Here is an 18807-nt window from a genome sequence, read left to right as displayed (position 1 = left end):
ATCGAAGGGTAAGAGTGACAAGTGTGACGGGCTTCCGTTGGATTCGCTGATCACCGCCGCAGCGCGCGCGCTCGCCGCCGGCGACCCGCTCGGCGCGCTGAACCGGGTTGCCTTGCGCGACGACGCCCCTGCGCTGGCGCTGCGCGGCATCGCCATGGCGCAGCTCGGCGATCTCGATCGCGCCAGGGCTCTGGTGCGGCGCGCGGCGCGCGCCTTCGGCCCGAAGGAGGCCGTGGCCCGCGCGCGCTGCATCGTCGCCGAGGCCGAGATCGCGTTCGTCTCGCGCGACCTGGGCTGGCCTGCGAAGGCGCTCGAGGCGGCGCGGGCGACGCTGGAAGCACACGGCGACCGGGTGAACGCCGCGCATGCGCGGTATCTCGCTGTGCGCCGTCTGCTGCTGATCGGGCGCCTCGACGAGGCCGAGCGTGGGCTCGCCGGGCTCGACCCCACGCCCCTGCCACCCGCCTCGCGGGCCGCCCACGAGTTGGTGGTCGCGGGGATCGCGATGCGGCGTCTGCAAACAGAGGCGGCGCACGCGGCGCTGGCGCGGGCGGAGCGCGCCGCGCGCGAGGCCCGCATCGCGGCGCTGACGGCCGAGGTCGAAAGCGCGTTCCGCATCCTGCGCACGCCCGCGGCACGCCTGATCGCGCATGGGGGCGAGCGCCCTCTCCTGCTCGGCGAGGTCGAGGCACTGCAGGCGTCGCCGGCGCTCGTCGTGGATGCGTGCCGTCATGCCGTGCGCGACGCGCACACCGCGGTCTCGCTCGCACGACGGCCGGTGCTGTTCGCGCTCGCCCGCGCACTGGCCGAGGCGTGGCCCGCCGACGCGCCGCGGGACCTGCTGGTGGCGCAGGCTTTCCGGGCGAAGCGCGCCGATGAATCGCATCGCGCCCGGCTGCGGGTCGAGGTCGGGCGGCTTCGTGCCGCGCTGCGGACGCTCGCCGGCATCAGCGCAACGCCGCGAGGCTTCGCGCTGATGCCGCGCGGCGCCCGCGAAGTTGTGGTGCTGGCGCGGCCCGTCGAAGAGCAGCATGCGGCCGTGCTCGCCTTCCTCGCCGACGGCGAGGCATGGTCGAGCTCGGCCCTGGCGCTAGCGCTCGGCGCCAGCCAACGCACCGTGCAGCGGGCCCTCGATCAGCTTGCGGGCGCCGGCAAGGTGCAACCGTTCGGTCGCGGCCGCGCCCGCCGTTGGCTGACACCGCCCGTGCCGGGATTCGCGACGACCTTGTTACTCCCCGCGCCGCTGCCGGGCGATTAGGGTGGCCCCATGATTGAAGCAGCCGCCGAAATTCTTCGCGAATATGGGCCCTTTCCGGGCGTCGACAGCGTGCACGGGCTCACGTTCGACGGCCGCCACGTCTGGTTTGCGTCCGGCGACCGGCTGAACGCGCTCGATCCCGCGATGGGGACGATCGTGCGCACCATCGACGTCGCCGCCCATGCGGGAACGGCCTTCGACGGGCAGCATCTGTTTCAGCTCGCTGAAGACCGCATCCAGAAGATCGATCCGCAGACAGGCCGCGTGCTCGCCACCATCCCGGCGCCCGGCGGCGGTGCTGACTCGGGCCTCGCCTGGGCCGAGGGGACGCTCTGGGTCGGGCAGTACCGCGAGCGGAAGATCCATCAGATCGATCCGGGGACGGGGGCGATCCTGCGTACCATCGAATCGAACCGCTTCGTCACCGGGGTCACCTGGGTCGACGGCGAGCTCTGGCACGGCACCTGGGAAGGTGACGACAGCGATCTGAGGCGTATCGATCCACAAACGGGAGAGGTCCTGGAGAGGCTCGAGCTGCCGCGGGGGACGGCCGTGTCGGGGCTCGAGTCCGATGGCGGCGACCGGCTGTTCTGCGGCGGCAGCAGCAGCGGCAAGGTGAGAGCCGTCCGCCGGCCCAGGCGAGGCTCGGCGGCGGGCTAGAGCCGCCGCCAGCCACGGGACAGGCGTGCCGCGCCCGGTCTTGCGATGTCATTGTCGTCCGCCGACTTGCCGCGGACGAGACGCCGTTGAGCCGAGGGACGGCCACGCCATCATCGCGGTCTCCGCCATGCGCGACAGCCGTTCGCGGGAGGCGCCGTCGCAAGCCAACACGGACATCCCCTCGACGACCGCGGTATAGAAATCGGTCAGCGTCTGCGTCGAGGCGTCATCGCCAAGCTCCCCCTCAGTGCGGGCGCGCTCGATCCGCCGATACAGCGCCTGGGCCGCGAACCGGCGAAGCTCCGCCGTAGCCTCCTCCACGATCTTGTTCGCTTCGGCGCAGCGCAGCGTACCGATCCCCACCATGCAGCCAGGCGGCATGTTCGGACGAGTAAACGCCGTGGCCGCCGTCAGCAGCAGCGCGCGGACCCCTTCCTTCGCGCTCGCCGCCACCTCCAGGCCCTCGACGCCAAGGCCGAGGGTCGAGAGGTAGAGCCGCAGCGCCTCGCGATAGAGCTCCTCCTTGGAGCCGAAAGCGACGTAGAGGCTTGCCGGCGCGATCCCCATGGCGGCAGCGAGCCGCGCGATGGGCACCCCATCGTAGCCATGCCGCCAGAACAGCAGCATCGCCGTCTTCAGGGCCTCGTCGCGGTCGAACGTGCGCGGCCGCCCACGCGTTGTCGGTCCATGATTCATTTTTTAGCGACTCGAAAAAAATTCTTGTGAAGGTGGCACGGAGGTGTTTTTTTAGCGCTTCATAAATAATTGAAGAGCCCCTCTGATGGAAGCCTATGAGATGCACGTACGGACGGCCGGGGACGCAGGCGTCCTCGCACCGCGACAAGTCAATTTGCCTCCGCCGGCGCCTGACCAGGTACGGGTGAAGATCGAGGCGACCGGTGTCGCCTATGCCGACATTGTCGTCCGCCGCGGCCTCTATTCGGGCGCCAAGCCGCCGGTAACACCAGGCTACGACTTCGTCGGTCGGGTTGAGGCGACCGGAGCGCAGGAATCCGGCCTTCAGATCGGCCAGCGCGTCGCCGGCGTCACTGTCACGGGCTCCTATGCGGACCGGCGCAACGTCGAAGCGCGGTGTCTGGTCCCTGCTCCGGAAGGGGCGGATGCCGCCGCCTTGGTGGCCGCTGTGCTCAACGGCGTCACCGCCTGGCAAATGTTGCACCGCGTCGCGCAGGTCGGCGCCGGCGAGTGGATTCTCGTCCACGGCGCCGCGGGCGGCGTCGGCAGTCTGCTGCTCGATTTTGCTCGCCTCGCCGAGGTGCGGGCGATCGGCGTGGCTTCAGGCGGGAAGCTCGATGCAGTCCGGCGCCGCGGCGGCGAAGCGGTCGACTACCAGGCCGAAGACGTGGTGGCCCGTGCCCGGGCGATCAGCGGGGGTGGGGTCGTGGCCGCCTTCGATCACATAGGTGGACGGCATTTCAGGAAGATGTCGCTGTCGGCCCTGAAGCCTACCGGCATCGGCGTGCTTTATGGTGGTTATGACACCACGCGCGGCGGCAAGGTCCATCCGCTCGCCATCGCCGACCTGATGCTGAACAGCCGCTTTTCGGCCTTTGCGCTGTTCGGCAGGAGCCAGGGAATCGTCGGCTACGCCATTCCGGCCTGGCGCGACCTGCGCACGCAAGCCTACCGCGAGGATCTCGCCACGGTGCTCAAGCTCGTCGGCGACGGCGTTGTGACCCCGCTCATCGGCGAAACCTTTTCGTTGCGGGATGCAGCCAAAGCGCACCGCGCGATGGAGAGCCGCTCGGTGAGCGGCAAGATCGTACTGCTGCCGTGAGGCCACGGCCGGCCACCCCTCCGCGACCATCCCGCAAACAAAGGAAATCCGCGCATGCGCACCCTCAATGCCGTGACCTTTCCGCTCGCCTTGTTGTTGATCGTGGTCCAGGGCGGCCTCGCGCTCCGCGGGATTGTGGCCCCGGCCGCCGGAGCGTCGGGCTTCGGCTTGCCCACGGACGGCGCGGCGGCGGAATTTTATCACGCGGTCTATCGCGATCGGAATCTCGTGATCGCGGTGATCGGGCTCCTGCTACTGCTCATGCGCATGTGGCGGGCGCTCGCCATCGTCTTTCTGGTGAGCATCACGCTGCCACTCTACGATATCGTCGCCCTGAAGCTGGCCGGCGTGCCCGTGCTGCCGTTGCACTACGTCACGCTCGCGCTCCTCGTCGCTCTCTCCGGACTGGTCGTCGCCCGCGCCGTGCGGACGCCATCGTGACAGGCGCTGTGGCGGCAGCTTCCAGACTTAAAGTAGAGCGATAGAGGAGGACGGCATTTCGAATAGAAGTCGCCCCCCTTCACGGCGAAAATGAATACCGTCGAGCCGGTCACGCTCTTCGATCTGCAACGGCTTCGGTGCGAAACTGGGAAACGACCGCATCGAACGGAGCGGCCGATCGCTGGACCCGCGCCAACGTCCTTGCGCCTTCGAGACCCGCGACGAGGGCTGTGGCGCGGCGGAGCGCGGCTCTGGAGGGCTTGGGCGAGCTGATCGCGGCCGCGATGACGCTCACCCACTCGTCGAACAACGCGGCGAGCGCATCCGCGATCTCCGCGTCGCTCGGCGCAAGCTCCTGGGCGAGCGTCTGCGCAACACATCCCTTGGTCCACCCCGACGCCGACATGTCGTCCGCGACAGCCTTGGCCAGCGCGCGCACGAACGTCTCGGGATCGCCGCCCGCCCGGGCAGCCAGCGCGCGGAACCCCGCCGTCGTCTCGGCGCGGTAGGCGGCGATTACCTCGGCCGCCAGCTCACGCTTCCCGCCGGGAAAGTGGAAGTAGAACGAGCCTTTGGGCGATCCGCTCTCCTCGATGATCTGGGTGAGGCCGGTGGCGGCATATCCCTGAACGCGAAAGAGACGCTCGGCGGTCCGGATCGCCTTTTCACGCGCGTCCGTCGTCCTGGGCATGAATCGATTCTCCTTGCCGAAAGCCGGCGTCGGCGTTATAGGGTGACTGCCATACTATGGCAATCGCCATAGAACAGGAGAGCGAAGATGCCCGTTGTGACCGTTCAAGTGCCTGCCGGCGCCCTCAGCGACACGCAGAAGGCGGCGCTGATCAGCAAGGTGACCGACGTCGTGGTGGAGGTCGAAGGCTTCCCGGCGCTGCGGCCGAGCGTGCACGTCCTGATCGAGGAGGTGCCGGCCGGAGGCTACGGCGTCGGCGGCCGTGCGCTGGATATCGAGAAGGCAAAGGCCGCTCTGGCGGCGAAGGCAGCGGCTCCGACCGCGCGGGAGTAGCCATCATGCGCCAGCTCTGGTTCCTGGGTCCGATGAAAGCCGTTCTCGTTAGCCGGCTGATCCATGCCTAGGGCAGCGCCCGCCACGACGGGCATCACGAGGGAGTTCCTCGAGCGCATTCTCGAGGTGTCGTTCTTCCGGAGCGTCTTGAACGGGACGGTCGATCAGTTCGGTCACGGCCGCTGCCAGATCAGCATCCCGATCAGGCCGGAACATCGGCAGTTTCTCGGCGCCATCCATGGCGGCGTCGTCGGCGCATTGGCCGACGACGCCTGTGCCTGGGCCTGTGCCTCCGCGGCAGGCGAGCTGGTCACGGCGAGCTACACGATCAATCTGCTGGCGGCGGCCACGGGAACCACGCTGACCGCCCGGGGATATGTGTTGAAAGCAGGCCGACGCATCGTCGTCGGGCGGGCCGACGTCTATTCCGTGCAGGACGCGCACGAGAAGCTCGTCGCGGCCTTTCAGGCGACGCTCTCGCCCGTCGTGCCGTCGGCGGCGAGATAGCCGGGCACGCCCCCGAGACGGGCGGCGGCGTCAGGTGCGGGCGGGCGACGCGAAACAAGATCGTACCGCTGCCGTCTGGTCGGCGTCCGGCGCGCGACGGCGAAGCAAGCGGTGCGCGCCCGCTCGCCGCCGCGCCCCGAAGCCCGGGCTTCGGTTCAGGCCGCCGCCCTCGCCGCCGCCGGATCCAGCCACAGGCCGAAGCCCACGGCGATGCGGTTCCAGCCGTTGATGACGTTGATCATCAGCGTGAGCTTGACCTGCTCCTCCTCGGTGAACTCGGCTTCGAGCAGTGCACGAGCCGCCGCGTGCGGGTGGCGTTCCGACAGGCACGTCAGCTCCTCCGTCCAGCCGAGCGCGGCGCGCTCCCGCGCGCCGTAGCAGGGCGCCTCCCGCCAGGCCGACAGCAGATAGATGCGCTGCTCAGTCTCGCCCTTGGCACGCGCCTCGGCGGTGTGCATGTTGATGCAGTTGGCGCAGCCGTTGATCTGCGAGGCGCGGATCTTCACCAGCTCGATGAGGCTGGGCTCGAGGCTGGCCACGACGGCAAGCGAGGTCCCCATCCAGCTCTTCATGAGCTCAGGGGCAGCAGTGAAGGGATCGAGCTTGGCGGTCATGGTTCCGGCTCCTTTCGTGGGTTCCGGTGACATGACGAGACAGGGCCCGCGTCTGTGACATGCAGGCCAAGAAAGCGCGAGAGAGGAGCGACATCGCCACGCGAGCGGAACGCGGCGATCATTCCTTCCTAATTGGAAGCAATCATCTGCTCGATGTCCGGATAATCACGGCCGTGGTCGCAGGGCATATGCGCGGTGGAGATCAATGCACAACGGGACGCTTCCATGATCGACAACCGCACCGCGCCTTACGCCGCCTTCGTCCTTCGCATCGCGTTGGGCATCCTGTTCCTGGCCCATGCCGGGCTGAAGATCTTCGTCTTCACGCCCGCCGGCACCGCAGGCTTCTTCGGCTCGCTCGGCCTGCCGGGCTGGCTGGCCTACGTGACCATCGCCTGGGAACTGGTCGGCGCCGTGGCGCTGATCCTCGGCATCTGGCCCCGGATCGCGGCGCTCGCGCTGATCCCGATCCTGCTCGGCGCCATCTTTACGGTCCATGGACCGGCCGGCTTCTTCTTCACCAATCCCAAGGGCGGCTGGGAATACCTCGCGCTCTGGATCGTCGCGCTTCTCGCTCTGGCGCTCGCGGGTGACGGCGCCTATGCCCTGAAGCCGACGCCGGTTGCTGCCGACGGGCCCGAAGGGGATCGGTATCGCCATGTCTGAGGCGACCCTCATGTCTGAGACGACCCTGAAGGCGGCCGATCGTACGGCCGCCCCCTACCCGGCGCGGCGCCTGTCCATGGGCCGCGTGGCGCTGACCGTGAACGATCTCGACCAGGTCAGGGCTTTCTACGAGCAGACCGTGGGCCTCCATTGCCTGCGGCAGGATGGCGAGAGCGCCGAACTGGGCGCCGGCGACACGGTGCTGCTGGAGCTGCGCCGGGATGCCGCGGCACGGCGGCGTTCGCCGCGGGAGGCCGGCCTGTTCCACACCGCCTTCCTTCTGCCGGCGCGCGCCGATCTCGCTCGCTGGACACGGCACGCCCTCCAGGCACGAGCCGCCGTGGTCGGCGCCTCGGACCATCTGGTCAGCGAGGCGATCTATCTCTCCGATCCGGAAGGCAACGGCGTCGAGATCTATGCCGACCGGCCCGCGTCGACCTGGAGGTGGACTGATCGGCAGGTCGCGATGTCGACCGAGCCGCTCGACGTCGAGGGCCTGCTCGCCAGCGCCGGTGATGGGCCGTGGCGCGGCTTCCCCGGAGGCTCCGCCGTCGGCCACGTGCACCTGCAGGTCGGCGCGCTCGCGCCGGCCGAGGCATTCTACGCCGGCGTTCTCGGTCTCGACATCACCGCCCGCTACCCCGGCGGCACTTTCTACGCCGCCGACGGCTATCATCATCATATCGCGACCAATATCTGGAACAGCCGGGGGGCCGGGCCGCGCAGCTATCCGTCGACAGGCCTGGCCGAACTCGCCATCCGGGTGGATGCGGCCCGGGCCGAGGCCATCAGGGAGCATGCGCGCGGTACGGACGATGCGGGTGCGCCGTCCTTCTCCCTGCACGATCCCTGGGGAACGGCCATCGCGATTACGACGCTCGCCGGCTCCGACCGCACGAAGGCCTGATCATGCTCGTGAACGGACGATGGACCGAGGACTGGCAGCCGGTGCAGGCGACCGACGCCACCGGCGGCTTCGTGCGCCAGACCTCCAGCTTCCGCAACTGGGTGACGGCGGACGGCGAGCCGGGACCGACCGGATCGGGCGGCTTCAAGGCCGAGGCGGGGCGCTACCATCTCTATGTCGCGCTGATCTGTCCCTGGGCCTCGCGCACGCTCATCGCCCGCAAGCTGAAGGGGCTGGAGGCGGCCGTCTCCGTCTCCGTCGTCGATCCGGTGCTCACCGATCAGGGCTGGCGCTTCGGCGACCAGCCCGGGTCGGACCGCGACAGCGTCAACGGCTCCACCTACGTGCACGAGCTCTATACGCGCGCCGATCCGCTCTACACCGGCCGCGCCACGGTACCGGTGCTGTGGGACCGGGCGCGCGGCACGATCGTCAACAACGAGTCCGCCGACATCGTGCGGATGTTCAACTCCGGCTTCGGAGCCCTCGCACGCCATGGCATCGACCTCTACCCCCAGGCGCTGCGCCACGACATCGACGAACTGAACGCGGCCATCTATCCGCGCCTCAACAACGGGGTCTACCGCGCCGGCTTCGCCACCACGCAGGCTGCCTATGAGGCGGCCTTCGCCGACGTCTTCGCCATGCTGGGCGAGCTGGAGGAGCGGCTCGCCGCCGGCGGCCCGTTCCTGCTCGGCGCGGCGCCGACAGAGGCCGACATCCGCCTGTTCGTGACGCTGGTGCGCTTCGATGCGGCGTATCACGGCCTGTTCAAGTGCAACCTGCGCCGGCTCGCCGACTATCCCGCCCTCTCCGCCTACCTCGTGCGCGTCCTCGCGGTGCCCGGCGTGCGCGAGACCGTGAACATCGACCACATCAAGCGCGGCTACTATTCGATCCGGGCGCTGAACCCCAACGGCATCGTGCCCGTCGGGCCGGAACTGCCCTGGCTCGCGCCCGCGGCCTGACCGTCTCTCCGCCCGGCGTGAGCGCAAGGAGGGCATTTCGTGAGCTCACGGGTGAACCGTCCGGCACGGCGGCCCGGCGTGAGGCACGCCGCGGCGCATATGGGATAATCCCCCAGGTGGGCTAGTTTGACGGGAGGATGCACGCAACAGATCCCGAACGGACGCCATGGACCGCCTGGACTGCGACCGCATGTTCGTCGCCGTGCTCGATGCCGGCAGTTTTGCCGTCGCGGCCCAGCGCCTGGGCACCAGCAGCGGCCAGGCGTCGAAGCTCGTCTCGCGGCTGGAGGCCGATCTGGGCGTCCAGCTCATCAAGCGCACCACACGGGCGCTCTCCCCCACCGAGGTCGGCCAGGCGTACTACGAGCGCGTGAAGGCGCTGCTCGATGAATTCGACGTGCTGGATGCGTCCGTTCGCAACGCGTCCGGCGCACCGACGGGCCGCCTGCGGCTGACGGCTCCGATGTCCTTCGGCACGATCCAGCTCGCGCCCGCGCTTCTGGATTTCGCGCGCGCCTTTCCGGACATCCAGCTCGACGTGAGCTTTTCCGACCGCATCGTGAACCTGGTGGACGAGGGCTTCGACGTCGCCGTCAGGATCGGCAAGCCGTCCGACAGCAGCCTGATCGCTCGCAAGCTGTGTGATGCGCGGGTCGTCGTCGTGGCCGCGCCATCCTACGTCGCACGAAAGGGCGTGCCGAAGCGCCCGGAAGATCTCGCGGCGCACGATTGCATCATCGACACCAATTTCCGCGATCCCCTCAATTGGCGCTTCGCTTCGGCGCGGTCGGGAGAAGCGCTCACCGTCGCCGTGGCGGGGCGGCTGCACTTTTCGAACGGCGAGGCCTGTCTGGCCGCCGCGGAAGCAGGGCTCGGCATCGCCCGCGTCCCCAGCTTCATCGCCGGTCGCCATATCCGCGACGGCCGGGTCCGGCTGTTGCTGGCCGATAGGGAGGAAGGCCGGTTCGGCATCCACGTGGTCTACCCTCCCGCAAGGCACCTCGCCCTCAAGGTGCGGGCGCTCGTCGACTTCCTTGTCAACTGCTTCCGTGGTCAGCCGGAATGGGATCGCGGCTGGTGATCCATCGCGGCGGACGTGCCTCGCCCTGGTCCGGCCCGTCCACCTGCGCGTCGACCGGAACCAGGTCGCGGCGGGCCGGTGATAGGGCGGCCCTAACAGTGCCCTTATGTTTTCGTGCCGGCGCGTGAATGGACTTCTTATGGGCGTCGCTCCATCTACGAACGGAGGGCGAGCGCGCAGAGCTGACGCGGCTGCCGGTAGTTAACGTGCGGTGCCCGGTTCTCGGATGCCGCGGCAGGCGACGGCCGGCCCTCGTGCAGGGCCGACGGCAGGCCGGCCAGGCTCGCCCCTTGCCATGAGAGGGCATCGCCATGACCACTCGGAGAGCCATGTCGCCGGGCGGGATTACGGGACTCGACGAGCCTGATCCATCGCTGGCGTTGCAGCTGTCGAGCGCGCCGATCGCGGTGCGCTACCTCGCAGCGGTCGTCATGACCGCCCTGGCGACGGCCCTCGCGGTCGGCTTCGACAAGGCGGTGACGATCCCCAACCTGTCGCTGGTCTATGTCATCCCGGTCATCATCGCCGCGGTCACGTTCGGCTTGGGACCATCCCTCTGCGCGGCGATCCTCGGCGCCCTCGCCTACAATTTCTTTCTCACCGAGCCGCGCTACACGCTCGCCGTCGATGACCCCGCCAACATTTGGGCCATCGCGCTGCTGTTCGTCGTCGGATGCATTGCAAGCGCCGTGGCCTCCACGGCCCGGCGCAGGGCCGACGCGGCGGCCAACCTGAGGCGGCAGGCGGCGCTGTTGCAGGCCTATGGCCGCGACGTCGTCGCGGCCGACCATGCACGGGCGCTCACGGCCGTCACCGCCGACATCCTCGAGGCGCTTTTCCACGTGCCGGTTGCCGTGATGCTCATCTCGGAAACGGCAGTGGACGACATGGAGACGCGCGGCAGGATCGAGCCGCTCGAGGCCGAGGTGGAGGCGGCGCAATCGGCGCTGACGGCCGGCCGGCGCGTCCCGGCGGGCGTGTATCCGTTCGACACCTCGCGCTTCGACTTCTGGCCTGTCGCGACGGCCGCCGGACCGCAGGCCGTCATCGGGCTGGCGTTCGACCCAGCGGAGCGCCCATCCAGGCCCGGCACGCTGGTGGAGACCATGGGGAGCCTGCTCACGCTGGCTCTCGAGCGCCAGCACCTCGAAGCCGGCAGTCATCGTTGAGCTACCGGTTGATCAGCTCCGGTGACCATTGTTGCCTAGTGTGGTGGATCTGAAGTTCCTGCTCCCCACATGGCATCGATGTTCAGGACCTTCAGATCCATTAAACCACACTAGAATCATAGAGTTGCTAGTGTGGCTTAGGAATCCGAAATTCGCTCCCAGCGCTGCCCCGAGGTGGTGCGAATTTCGGACTCGCCACACCAGAGCGAAAATAGATCTCACCGAATATTCAGCCGAGCACGTCCACATGAACGGCTAACACCTTCGTACAGGCAGTCGAAGGACACGGCGGAGCGCATGTTCCCGATCGAGAGCGGGAGGTGATCGACGCCCCTGCTCGAGCCATTGATCTCGGAGACTTGCCATGATGAACCGCCGCACCTTTTCGACTGCCCTCGTCGCGGGGGTAACTGCGTCCCTCGTCGTGCCCCGCGCCTTCGCCGCGCCGGCCGCACCCACGCGGGCCCGCAACATCGTTCTCGTCCACGGCCTGTTCGCCGACGGTTCGTGCTGGACCGAGGTGATCGCCCGCCTCCAGGCGCGCGGGCTGAACGTCACCTCGGTGCAGAACCCGCTCACCACGCTGCCCGACGCAGTGGCGGAGGCCGAGCGCGTGCTCGCCCGCCAGGACGGCCCGACGGTGCTGGTCGGCCATTCCTTCAGCGGCATGATCGTGACGCAAGCCGGCGTGCATCCCAACGTGTCGGCCGTCGTCTACGTGGCGGCGCGCGCGCCGGATGCGGACGAGGATTACACGGCGCTCGCCAAGGGCTACCCGACACCGCCGGCGACGGCGGGCATCGTCTTCGACGGCGACGAGGGCCGCCTCAGCGAAGCAGCCTTCCTGCGCGATTTTGCCGGCGACGTGCCGGAGGCGAAGGCCAGGGTGCTCTACGCCGTGCAGCAGCCCTTCCACAAGGCGCTGCTGGCCGGCAAGACGAGCCAGGCGGCCTGGCGCTCCAAGCCGAGCTTCTATGCGGTCTCGACCGAGGACCGCACGATCAACCCTGACCTCCAGCGCTTCATGGCCAAGCGTATGGGCGCCAAGACGATCGAGCTCGCTTCGAGCCACCTGTCGCTGATCTCCCACCCCGACGCGGTCGCCCAGCTCATCCTCGAGGCGGCGGCGTAGGAAAAGCACCGCCCTCAGACCAGCCTGGCGGGCTTCAGCAGGTCGGCGAGGCCGACGCGGTGGAGCATCTCGGCGCGCAGACGGTCGAGCACGGTGAAGCCGACATCGGCGCCGTCCTCCGTCGGGTCGTAGTGGACGCGGAACGGGCGCTTGCCGAACGGCGTGTCCACCACCGCGACAATGGCGTCGGCGACGCCGGCCACATCCGCATCGTCGGGCACGATGGCAGCGAACGCCTGCTGCACCTGCTCGCCGAAGCCGTGGTAGGGCCCCGCCTCGTACGCCGCCAGGCGCGCTTCGTCGGCCGGGCGGCCCGAATGGGCGAAGTGGTTGGTGCCCTTGGTGAAGGCGCCGGGCACGATGATCGTGGTCTCGATGCCCCAGCGGGAGAGCTCGCGGGCATACTGCACCGCCAGCGCATCCATGGCCGCCTTGGCGGCGAAATAGGGCGCCAGGTACGGCGGCGTGCCGCCGGCCGAGCTCGAGCTCGACACCCACACCAGCAGGCCCTGCCTGGCGGCGCGCATGTGGGGCAGGACGGCGCGGTTGACCCGCTGCGTGCCGAGCACGTTGACGTCGTACTGCTGGGCGTACTGCTCCGGCGTGAAGGCCTCGGCCGGGCCGAACATCATGTGGCCGGCGTTGTGGACCAGGACGTCGATGCGCCCATCCCTGGCCATGATCGCTTCGACCGCCGCGGCGACCGAAGGCTCGGACTGCACGTCGAGCTCAAGGGGGCGTAGGTCGACGCCGTCGCGCGCCGAGGTCGCGGCCATCTCCGCCGCAGTCCCGGCATTGCGCCCGGCGACGTCGCGCATGGAGGCGTAGACGGTGTGGCCGGCCTTGGCGAGCGCCTCGGCGGTGAGCCGGCCGAAGCCGCTCGACGCGCCGGTAATGAGGATGATCTTGTTGGACATGACGAACTCCTGTCGATCGCCGGTCCGCGCCAGGGCAGCCGCCGGCTCGGGATGGTTTGGGGATGCTCAGATGATCCCGCCGTTGGCGCGCAGCACCTGGCCGTTGACCCAGGCGCCGTCGGGGCCTGCGAGGAAGGCGACCGCGCTGGCGATGTCCTCGGGCTGGCCGAGCCGCTCGAGCGGGGCGAGCTTGGTGAGGGTGTCGATCACCTGCTGCGGCTTGCCGTCGAGGAACAGCGCGGTGGCGGTCGGCCCGGGCGCGACGGCGTTGACGGTGATGTGGCGGCCGCGCAGCTCCTTGGTGAGCACGTGGGTCATCGCCTCGACGCCTGCCTTGGTGGCGGCATAGGCGGCGTAGCCCGGCTGGTAGAGGCCGACCACGCTCGACGACAGATTGATGATCCGCCCGCCGCTGCGCAGGCGCTTGGCCGCCTCGCGCAGCGTGTTGAAGCTACCCTTCAGATTGACGGCGACCTGGCTGTCGAACAGCGCGTCGTCGCTGTCGGCGATGCTCGCCAGCTTCATGATGCCGGCGTTGTTGACCAGCACGTCGATGCCGCCGAAGGCCGCCTGCGCCGCGTCGAACATGCGCGCCACCGCGGCGGCATCGCTGACATCGGCCTGGGCGGGGATGGCGCGGCCGCCGGCCGCCTCGATCTTCGCCACCAGCACCTCGGCCTCGGCCGCCCGGCCCGCATAGTTGACGACGACGGTGAAGCCGTCCCTGGCCAGCCGCTCGGCGATCGCCGCACCGATGCCGCGCGAGGCACCGGTGACAATCGCCACCTTGTTCGAGTCGTTGCTCATGATTTGCTCCTGTTCGCTGTCGCCCTGGTCGAGCCGATGCGAGTGAGATGCCCCCTGGGAGCGCCGGGATAATCTGGTTACGGTCGGCAACACTGTTCGCCGTGATCGAACAAAGGAGGCAGGCGGTGGACCGGCTGGATGCGATGCGGCTGTTCACGCGGGTGGTCGACCGGCGCAGCTTCACCCAGGCAGCGCACGACCTCGACATGCCGCGCTCGACGGCGACCGAGGCGATCCGGCAGATGGAGGAGCGGCTGGGCGTGCGCCTGCTCCAGCGCACCACACGCACGGTGCGGCCGACGCTGGACGGCGAGGCCTACTACCGCCGCTGCCTGGCCATCCTCGACGATATCGAGGATGCCGAGGGCGCCTTCCGCGGCGCCACACCCAGGGGCCTGCTGCGCATCGAGGTGCAGGGCACGCTGGCGCGCCATTTCCTGCTGCCGGGCCTGCCGGACTTTTTCGCGAGCTATCCCGACATCGAGATCGCCCTGAGCGAGAGCGAGCGCTGGGTGGACGTGGTGCGTGAGGGCGTGGACTGCGTGCTGCGCTGGGGCACGCTGCCGGACAGCGACCTGGTGGCGCGCAGCGTCGCCCAGCTCGCCCGCATCACCTGCGCCGCCCCCGCCTACCTCGACCGCTACGGCACGCCGCAGACGATCGCCGACCTGGCGCACCATCGCACCGTCGGCCTGCGCTCGCTCACCACGGGCGCGGTCAGGCCCTTCGAGTTCCAGGCGCCGGGCGGGCTCATGCGGGTGGATGTCGCCGCCCCCTTCTCCGTCACCGGCACCGAGACCTTCCTCGCCGGCGTGCGCCTGGGCCTCGGCCTCGCCCAGATGCCGGTGTTCCACGTCGAGCACGATCTCGCCGCCGGCCGGCTGCTGCGCCTGCTCCCCGACCACCTGGTGCCGCCCGGCCCTGTCTCGGTGCTCTACCCCCGCAACCGCCAGCTCTCGCCGCGCGTGCGGTTGTTCATCGACTGGATCGTGCAGCGGTTTGCGATGGCGGGTGGAGACGGCGCGCGAGGCGGGCCGGTCGAGGCATGATTTCTGATGATGACCTCCATCGGCGCCCCTATCGCTGTAAGATGACCCGCTGACTCATAAGAAGCACGAGGGTCACATGAAGGTTCTGATCGTTGGCGCGGCCGGAATGCTCGGGCGCAAGCTTGCGGAACGCCTGTCATCGGCCGGCCGCATCGCAGATCAGGAGCTGGCAAGCATGACGCTTGCCGACGTCGTCGCGCCCCAACGGCCGACGGGCTTCGCAGGCGACATCGAGCTGCGGGCGGTGGACGTTTCGAACGCAGACGATGCGCGCGATCTGATCGCCGGCCGGCCGGACCTCATCTATCATCTCGCCGCCATCGTCTCCGGCGAGGCCGAGGCCGACTTCGACAAGGGCTACCGCATCAATCTCGACGGCACGCGCCATCTGTTCGAGGCGATCCGCCGCGAGGGACTGCGTGCGCCCTACACGCCGCGCGTCGTCTTCACCTCCTCTATCGCCGTCTTCGGCGCGCCCTTTCCGGAGGCGATTCCGGACGAGTTCGCCACCATGCCGCTCACCAGCTACGGCACGCAGAAGGCCATCGGCGAGCTGCTGCTCGCCGACTACACCCGCCGCGGCATCTTCGACGGCATCGGCATCCGCCTGCCGACCATCTGCATCCGGCCCGGCAAGCCCAACAAGGCGGCGTCCGGCTTCTTCTCCAACATCCTGCGGGAACCGCTCGTCGGCCAGGAGGCGGTCCTGCCGGTCTCGCCGCACGTGCGCCACTGGTTCGCCAGCCCGCGCGCGGCGGTGGACTTCCTGATCCACGCCGGATCGCTCGATCTCGGCCAGGTCGGGCCGCGGCGCAACCTCAGCATGCCCGGCCTCTCGGCCACGGTCGGCGAGGAGATCGAGGCGCTGCGGCGGGTCGCCGGCGCATCCGCGGTGAAGCTCATCCGCCACGAGCCGGACGAGACCATCATGCGCATCGTGGAGGGCTGGGCGCCGCGCTTCGACCCGCAGCGCGCAAGCGCGCTCGGCTTCAAGGCCGAGACCAGCTTCGACGACATCATCCGCATCCATGTCGAGGACGAGCTCGGCGGGCGCATCGGGGGCTAGGCCATGCTGCTCGGCGCCATCGCCGACGATTTCACCGGCGCCAGCGACCTTGCCAACACGCTCGCCAGGAACGGCATGGCGACGACGCTCCTCGTCGGCGTGCCCCATGGTGGGGCGCCCGCGGCCGACGCCGGCGTGGTCGCGCTGAAGACGCGCTCCGTCCCGGCCGCCGAGGCGGTGCGGCAATCGCTCGAGGCGCTCGACTGGCTGCAGCGCCAGGGGGCCGAGCAGATCCTGTTCAAGTATTGCTCGACCTTCGATTCCACGCCCGAGGGCAACATCGGGCCGGTCGCGGAGGCCTTGAGCGAGGCGCTCGGCGCGGGGATTGCGGTGGTGTGCCCGGTGTTTCCGGCGACGGGCCGCACGCTCTACCAGGGCCACCTCTTCGTCGGCGGCCGGCTCCTCAGCGAATCCGGCATGGAGCACCACCCGCTGACGCCGATGACCGATCCGGACATCCGGCGCTGGCTGCGCCGCCAGACCAGGGGCGAGGTGGCGCTCGTGCCCTATGCCAGCGTCCGGCAGGGGGCGGAGGCCATTGCCGCCGCCCTCGCCGGCGCCGAGGAGGAGGGCGCGCGCCTTGCCGTGGTCGACGCCGTGGCCGACGACGATCTGAGGGCCATCGGCACCGCGATCGCCGGAGCGAAGCTGGTCACGGGCGGCTCAGGCATCGCGCTCGGGCTTCCCGACAATTTTCGGCGGGCGGGCAAGCTGGGTAGCAAGGGCGCGGCCTTTACCGGCGTGGACGGCGCGAGCGCCGTCCTGTCGGGCTCCTGCTCGCGCGCCTCCCAGGCGCAGCTTGCGCAGCATCTGGCGCGCCATCCCGGCCTGGCCGTGGCGCCGGAGGCCGTGCTGGACGGCACCCTCTCGGTCGCCGCGGCACGGGATTTCGTCCTGGCCCATGCCGGCGAGGCCCCGGCCGTCTATTCGACCGCCGCGCCGGAGGCGGTGGCCGCGGCCCAGCAGCGCTTCGGGCGGGAACGGACGGCCGCGGCCCTGGAGCGCTTCTTCGGCGACCTCTCCGCCGCGCTGGTGGCGGGCGGCGTCACCCGGCTCGCGATCGGTGGCGGTGAGACCGCGGGCGCCGTCGTCGCCGCGCTCGGCCTCGACCGGCTGACGATCAGCCCGGAAATCGACCCCGGCGTGCCCGCGCTGGCCGGCTCGGCCGGCGGCCGGCCGATCCGCATCGCCCTGAAGAGCGGCAACTTCGGTGCTGTCGACTTTTATGACAAGGCGCTCGCCATCATGGGGCGCCGCGCCACCACGGAGAGGGCGTGATGGCCGTGCCGCCGCACGGAGAGCGCGACGAGGCGGCCCTGCGCCAGGGCATCGTCACCTGGGGCCGCTCGCTGTTCGAGCGCGGCTTCACCGTGGGCTCGTCAGGTAACATCTCGGTGCGCGCCGGCGACGGCTTCCTGGTGACGCCGACCAATTCCTGCCTGGGCTTTCTCGACGCGGCCCGGATCACCGCGCTCGACGCGGACTGGAACCCCGTCTCGGGCGATGCGCCGACCAAGGAGCTGCCGCTGCACCGGGCCTTCTACGAGGGCCGGCCGCAGACCGGCGCCGTGGTGCACCTGCACTCCACCTTCGCCACGGCCCTCTCGTGCCTCGCCGACGTCGATCCGGACGACGCGATCGCGCCGATCACGCCCTACGTGGTGATGCGGGTAGGGCGCGTGCCGGTGCTGCCCTACACCATGCCGGGCTCGGCCGAGGTCGTCCCGCTGGTCCGCGCGCGAGCGGCCGACCACGCCGCCCTGCTGCTCGCCAACCACGGGCCGGTGGTGGCGGGGCTGTCGCTCGACAGCGCCGTATTCGCCGCCGAGGAGCTGGAGGAGACCGCGAAGCTCCTCGTGCTCACGGGCGGGCTCAACGTGCGCCACCTCGACACAGCCCAGATCGAGGCCCTCAACGCGAGGTTCAGACTGACGTGACGCCACGCTTTTCCGCCAACCTGGGCTTTCTCTGGCCGGACCGGCCGCTGCTGGAGCGCATCGATGCGGCCGCTCAGGCCGGCTTCAAGGCGATCGAGCTGCACTGGCCCTACGACACGCCGGCAGCCGCGGTGCGGGCGCGCTGCGAGCGCCATGGGCTCAGGCTCCTCGGCATCAACACGGTGCGCGGCCAGCCGGGCGAGAACGGGCTGGGGGCGCTTGCGGGACGGGAGGCGGAGTTCCAGGCCGCCGTCGACCAATCGATTGCCTATTGCGTGGAGGCGGGCGGCACCGCGATCCACTGCATGGCCGGGCTCGTGGCCGCCGAGGCCCGCGAGGAGGCGGCGCGCGTCTTCATCGGCAATCTGCGCCAGGCGTCGGACAAGGCGACCCCGCATGGCCTCACCCTGCTGCTCGAAGCGCTGAACCCCTATGACGCGCCAGGCTATTTCTATGCGACGCAGGCCGAGGCGGAGCGCATCCGCGACGAGGCCGGCCGGCCGAACATCAAGCTGATGTTCGATGTCTACCACGTCGGCGCGACCGAGGGCGACGTGCTGCGCCGGCTTACCCGCCACCTGCCTGTCATCGGCCATGTGCAGATCGCCGCCGTGCCCAGCCGCGCCGAGCCGGACGAGGGCGAGATCGACTACCGCGCCGTTTTCGCCGAGCTCGGCAGGCTCGGTTATGGGGGATGGATCGGCACCGAATACCGGCCGCGCGGCGACACTGACGCGGGCCTCGTCTGGAGGCGGCACCTCGGCGTGGAGCTCTGAGGCGCGGCAGCGACGGCGCGTTTCACGGGA

22 protein-coding genes are annotated in these 18807 nt (G+C 69.7%); 17 read left to right on the top strand and 5 right to left on the bottom strand.

The window, feature by feature from the left end; all coding sequences use genetic code 11:
* Window positions 1–37: 37 nt before the first annotated feature.
* Together ACZ5PO_RS22185 and ACZ5PO_RS22180 are read left to right on the top strand one after the other, a co-directional pair.
* Complete coding sequence (locus ACZ5PO_RS22185) at window positions 38–1258, top strand: helix-turn-helix domain-containing protein (protein WP_464183954.1); 1221 nt, start codon at window positions 38–40, stop codon at window positions 1256–1258.
* A gap of 9 nt (window positions 1259–1267) precedes the next feature.
* The gene (locus tag ACZ5PO_RS22180; RefSeq protein WP_464183952.1) at window positions 1268–1918 is read left to right on the top strand and encodes a Vgb family protein; all 651 of its coding nucleotides are present in this window, start codon (window positions 1268–1270) and stop codon (window positions 1916–1918) included.
* A 48-nt stretch (window positions 1919–1966) separates the two neighbouring features.
* Here the strand turns inward: ACZ5PO_RS22180 and ACZ5PO_RS22175 are convergent, their stop codons facing one another.
* Window positions 1967–2545, bottom strand: a complete 579-nt coding sequence (locus ACZ5PO_RS22175) for a TetR/AcrR family transcriptional regulator (RefSeq protein WP_464183951.1) — start codon at window positions 2543–2545, stop codon at window positions 1967–1969.
* A 154-nt stretch (window positions 2546–2699) separates the two neighbouring features.
* On the opposite strand from ACZ5PO_RS22175, the gene ACZ5PO_RS22170 reads away from it, so the two are divergent.
* On the top strand, window positions 2700–3716 hold the full coding sequence (locus ACZ5PO_RS22170) for a zinc-binding dehydrogenase (protein ID WP_464183950.1): 1017 nt from the start codon (window positions 2700–2702) through the stop codon (window positions 3714–3716).
* A gap of 54 nt (window positions 3717–3770) precedes the next feature.
* Window positions 3771–4157, top strand: a complete 387-nt coding sequence (locus tag ACZ5PO_RS22165) for a DUF4267 domain-containing protein (RefSeq protein ID WP_464183948.1) — start codon at window positions 3771–3773, stop codon at window positions 4155–4157.
* A 109-nt stretch (window positions 4158–4266) separates the two neighbouring features.
* Here ACZ5PO_RS22165 and ACZ5PO_RS22160 read toward each other — a convergent pair whose 3' ends face one another.
* Window positions 4267–4848 carry a TetR/AcrR family transcriptional regulator gene (locus ACZ5PO_RS22160; protein ID WP_464183946.1) on the bottom strand — a complete coding sequence of 194 codons (582 nt, stop codon included), beginning with the start codon at window positions 4846–4848 and terminating at the stop codon, window positions 4267–4269.
* Between the two features lie 87 nt (window positions 4849–4935).
* On the opposite strand from ACZ5PO_RS22160, the gene ACZ5PO_RS22155 reads away from it, so the two are divergent.
* Window positions 4936–5181 carry a tautomerase family protein gene (locus ACZ5PO_RS22155; protein WP_464183944.1) on the top strand — a complete coding sequence of 82 codons (246 nt, stop codon included), beginning with the start codon at window positions 4936–4938 and terminating at the stop codon, window positions 5179–5181.
* Between the two features lie 63 nt (window positions 5182–5244).
* On the top strand, window positions 5245–5688 hold the full coding sequence (locus ACZ5PO_RS22150) for a PaaI family thioesterase (RefSeq protein ID WP_464183943.1): 444 nt from the start codon (window positions 5245–5247) through the stop codon (window positions 5686–5688).
* Between the two features lie 155 nt (window positions 5689–5843).
* Here the strand turns inward: ACZ5PO_RS22150 and ACZ5PO_RS22145 are convergent, their stop codons facing one another.
* Complete coding sequence (locus ACZ5PO_RS22145) at window positions 5844–6302, bottom strand: carboxymuconolactone decarboxylase family protein (protein WP_464183942.1); 459 nt, start codon at window positions 6300–6302, stop codon at window positions 5844–5846.
* Window positions 6303–6527: 225 nt separating this feature from the next.
* On the opposite strand from ACZ5PO_RS22145, the gene ACZ5PO_RS22140 reads away from it, so the two are divergent.
* The 6 genes from ACZ5PO_RS22140 (at window position 6528) to ACZ5PO_RS22115 (ending at window position 12225) form a co-directional block, all read left to right on the top strand.
* Window positions 6528–6968, top strand: a complete 441-nt coding sequence (locus tag ACZ5PO_RS22140; protein WP_464183941.1) for a DoxX family protein — start codon at window positions 6528–6530, stop codon at window positions 6966–6968.
* 10 nt (window positions 6969–6978) lie between these two features.
* Window positions 6979–7875: a VOC family protein gene (locus ACZ5PO_RS22135; protein WP_464183939.1), complete on the top strand. Its 897-nt coding sequence runs from the start codon at window positions 6979–6981 to the stop codon at window positions 7873–7875.
* Window positions 7876–7877: 2 nt separating this feature from the next.
* Window positions 7878–8843, top strand: coding sequence for a glutathione S-transferase family protein (locus ACZ5PO_RS22130; protein ID WP_464183936.1), 966 nt, complete (start codon window positions 7878–7880; stop codon window positions 8841–8843).
* A gap of 166 nt (window positions 8844–9009) precedes the next feature.
* Entirely contained in the window at window positions 9010–9924 is a 915-nt protein-coding gene (locus ACZ5PO_RS22125; protein WP_464183935.1) for a LysR family transcriptional regulator, read from the top strand.
* A gap of 311 nt (window positions 9925–10235) precedes the next feature.
* Entirely contained in the window at window positions 10236–11093 is an 858-nt protein-coding gene (locus ACZ5PO_RS22120; RefSeq protein ID WP_464183934.1) for a DUF4118 domain-containing protein, read from the top strand.
* A gap of 364 nt (window positions 11094–11457) precedes the next feature.
* On the top strand, window positions 11458–12225 hold the full coding sequence (locus ACZ5PO_RS22115; protein WP_464183932.1) for an alpha/beta fold hydrolase: 768 nt from the start codon (window positions 11458–11460) through the stop codon (window positions 12223–12225).
* Window positions 12226–12239: 14 nt separating this feature from the next.
* Here the strand turns inward: ACZ5PO_RS22115 and ACZ5PO_RS22110 are convergent, their stop codons facing one another.
* Together ACZ5PO_RS22110 and ACZ5PO_RS22105 are read right to left on the bottom strand one after the other, a co-directional pair.
* Window positions 12240–13142: an SDR family oxidoreductase gene (locus tag ACZ5PO_RS22110; protein WP_464183930.1), complete on the bottom strand. Its 903-nt coding sequence runs from the start codon at window positions 13140–13142 to the stop codon at window positions 12240–12242.
* Window positions 13143–13208: 66 nt separating this feature from the next.
* On the bottom strand, window positions 13209–13949 hold the full coding sequence (locus ACZ5PO_RS22105; RefSeq protein WP_464183929.1) for an SDR family oxidoreductase: 741 nt from the start codon (window positions 13947–13949) through the stop codon (window positions 13209–13211).
* A gap of 125 nt (window positions 13950–14074) precedes the next feature.
* Between ACZ5PO_RS22105 and ACZ5PO_RS22100 the strand changes: the two genes are divergently transcribed.
* From ACZ5PO_RS22100 to ACZ5PO_RS22080, 5 genes are all read left to right on the top strand, one after another.
* Window positions 14075–14998: a LysR family transcriptional regulator gene (locus ACZ5PO_RS22100; RefSeq protein WP_464183928.1), complete on the top strand. Its 924-nt coding sequence runs from the start codon at window positions 14075–14077 to the stop codon at window positions 14996–14998.
* A 76-nt stretch (window positions 14999–15074) separates the two neighbouring features.
* Window positions 15075–16064: a D-erythronate dehydrogenase gene (gene denD, locus ACZ5PO_RS22095; RefSeq protein WP_464183927.1), complete on the top strand. Its 990-nt coding sequence runs from the start codon at window positions 15075–15077 to the stop codon at window positions 16062–16064.
* A 3-nt stretch (window positions 16065–16067) separates the two neighbouring features.
* Window positions 16068–17342, top strand: a complete 1275-nt coding sequence (gene otnK, locus ACZ5PO_RS22090) for a 3-oxo-tetronate kinase (RefSeq protein ID WP_464183926.1) — start codon at window positions 16068–16070, stop codon at window positions 17340–17342.
* A complete protein-coding gene (gene otnC, locus ACZ5PO_RS22085; RefSeq protein ID WP_464183924.1) occupies window positions 17342–18001 on the top strand; it encodes a 3-oxo-tetronate 4-phosphate decarboxylase in 660 nt (219 codons plus the stop codon). Before otnK ends, otnC begins: the two co-directional genes overlap by 1 nt.
* Entirely contained in the window at window positions 17998–18777 is a 780-nt protein-coding gene (locus ACZ5PO_RS22080; RefSeq protein ID WP_464183922.1) for a hydroxypyruvate isomerase family protein, read from the top strand. Before otnC ends, ACZ5PO_RS22080 begins: the two co-directional genes overlap by 4 nt.
* Window positions 18778–18807 lie beyond the last annotated feature (30 nt).

The organism is Chelatococcus sp. KU-N122 (assembly GCF_055391085.1).
This window is presented reverse-complemented; position numbering and strand designations above follow the sequence as displayed.

Excerpts from the sequence above, each read along its gene's own strand:
- ACZ5PO_RS22180 (WP_464183952.1), top strand. The coding sequence starts at position 1,268 with ATGATTGAAGCAGCCGCCGAAATTCTTCGCGAATATGGGCCCTTTCCG.
- ACZ5PO_RS22175 (WP_464183951.1), bottom strand. The coding sequence starts at position 2,545 with ATGCTGCTGTTCTGGCGGCATGGCTACGATGGGGTGCCCATCGCGCGG.
- ACZ5PO_RS22170 (WP_464183950.1), top strand. The coding sequence starts at position 2,700 with ATGGAAGCCTATGAGATGCACGTACGGACGGCCGGGGACGCAGGCGTC.
- ACZ5PO_RS22165 (WP_464183948.1), top strand. The coding sequence starts at position 3,771 with ATGCGCACCCTCAATGCCGTGACCTTTCCGCTCGCCTTGTTGTTGATC.
- ACZ5PO_RS22160 (WP_464183946.1), bottom strand. The coding sequence starts at position 4,848 with ATGCCCAGGACGACGGACGCGCGTGAAAAGGCGATCCGGACCGCCGAG.
- ACZ5PO_RS22155 (WP_464183944.1), top strand. The coding sequence starts at position 4,936 with ATGCCCGTTGTGACCGTTCAAGTGCCTGCCGGCGCCCTCAGCGACACG.
- ACZ5PO_RS22150 (WP_464183943.1), top strand. The coding sequence starts at position 5,245 with ATGCCTAGGGCAGCGCCCGCCACGACGGGCATCACGAGGGAGTTCCTC.
- ACZ5PO_RS22145 (WP_464183942.1), bottom strand. The coding sequence starts at position 6,302 with ATGACCGCCAAGCTCGATCCCTTCACTGCTGCCCCTGAGCTCATGAAG.
- ACZ5PO_RS22140 (WP_464183941.1), top strand. The coding sequence starts at position 6,528 with ATGATCGACAACCGCACCGCGCCTTACGCCGCCTTCGTCCTTCGCATC.
- ACZ5PO_RS22135 (WP_464183939.1), top strand. The coding sequence starts at position 6,979 with ATGTCTGAGACGACCCTGAAGGCGGCCGATCGTACGGCCGCCCCCTAC.
- ACZ5PO_RS22130 (WP_464183936.1), top strand. The coding sequence starts at position 7,878 with ATGCTCGTGAACGGACGATGGACCGAGGACTGGCAGCCGGTGCAGGCG.
- ACZ5PO_RS22125 (WP_464183935.1), top strand. The coding sequence starts at position 9,010 with ATGGACCGCCTGGACTGCGACCGCATGTTCGTCGCCGTGCTCGATGCC.
- ACZ5PO_RS22120 (WP_464183934.1), top strand. The coding sequence starts at position 10,236 with ATGACCACTCGGAGAGCCATGTCGCCGGGCGGGATTACGGGACTCGAC.
- ACZ5PO_RS22115 (WP_464183932.1), top strand. The coding sequence starts at position 11,458 with ATGATGAACCGCCGCACCTTTTCGACTGCCCTCGTCGCGGGGGTAACT.
- ACZ5PO_RS22110 (WP_464183930.1), bottom strand. The coding sequence starts at position 13,142 with ATGTCCAACAAGATCATCCTCATTACCGGCGCGTCGAGCGGCTTCGGC.
- ACZ5PO_RS22105 (WP_464183929.1), bottom strand. The coding sequence starts at position 13,949 with ATGAGCAACGACTCGAACAAGGTGGCGATTGTCACCGGTGCCTCGCGC.
- denD (WP_464183927.1), top strand. The coding sequence starts at position 15,075 with ATGAAGGTTCTGATCGTTGGCGCGGCCGGAATGCTCGGGCGCAAGCTT.
- otnK (WP_464183926.1), top strand. The coding sequence starts at position 16,068 with ATGCTGCTCGGCGCCATCGCCGACGATTTCACCGGCGCCAGCGACCTT.
- otnC (WP_464183924.1), top strand. The coding sequence starts at position 17,342 with ATGGCCGTGCCGCCGCACGGAGAGCGCGACGAGGCGGCCCTGCGCCAG.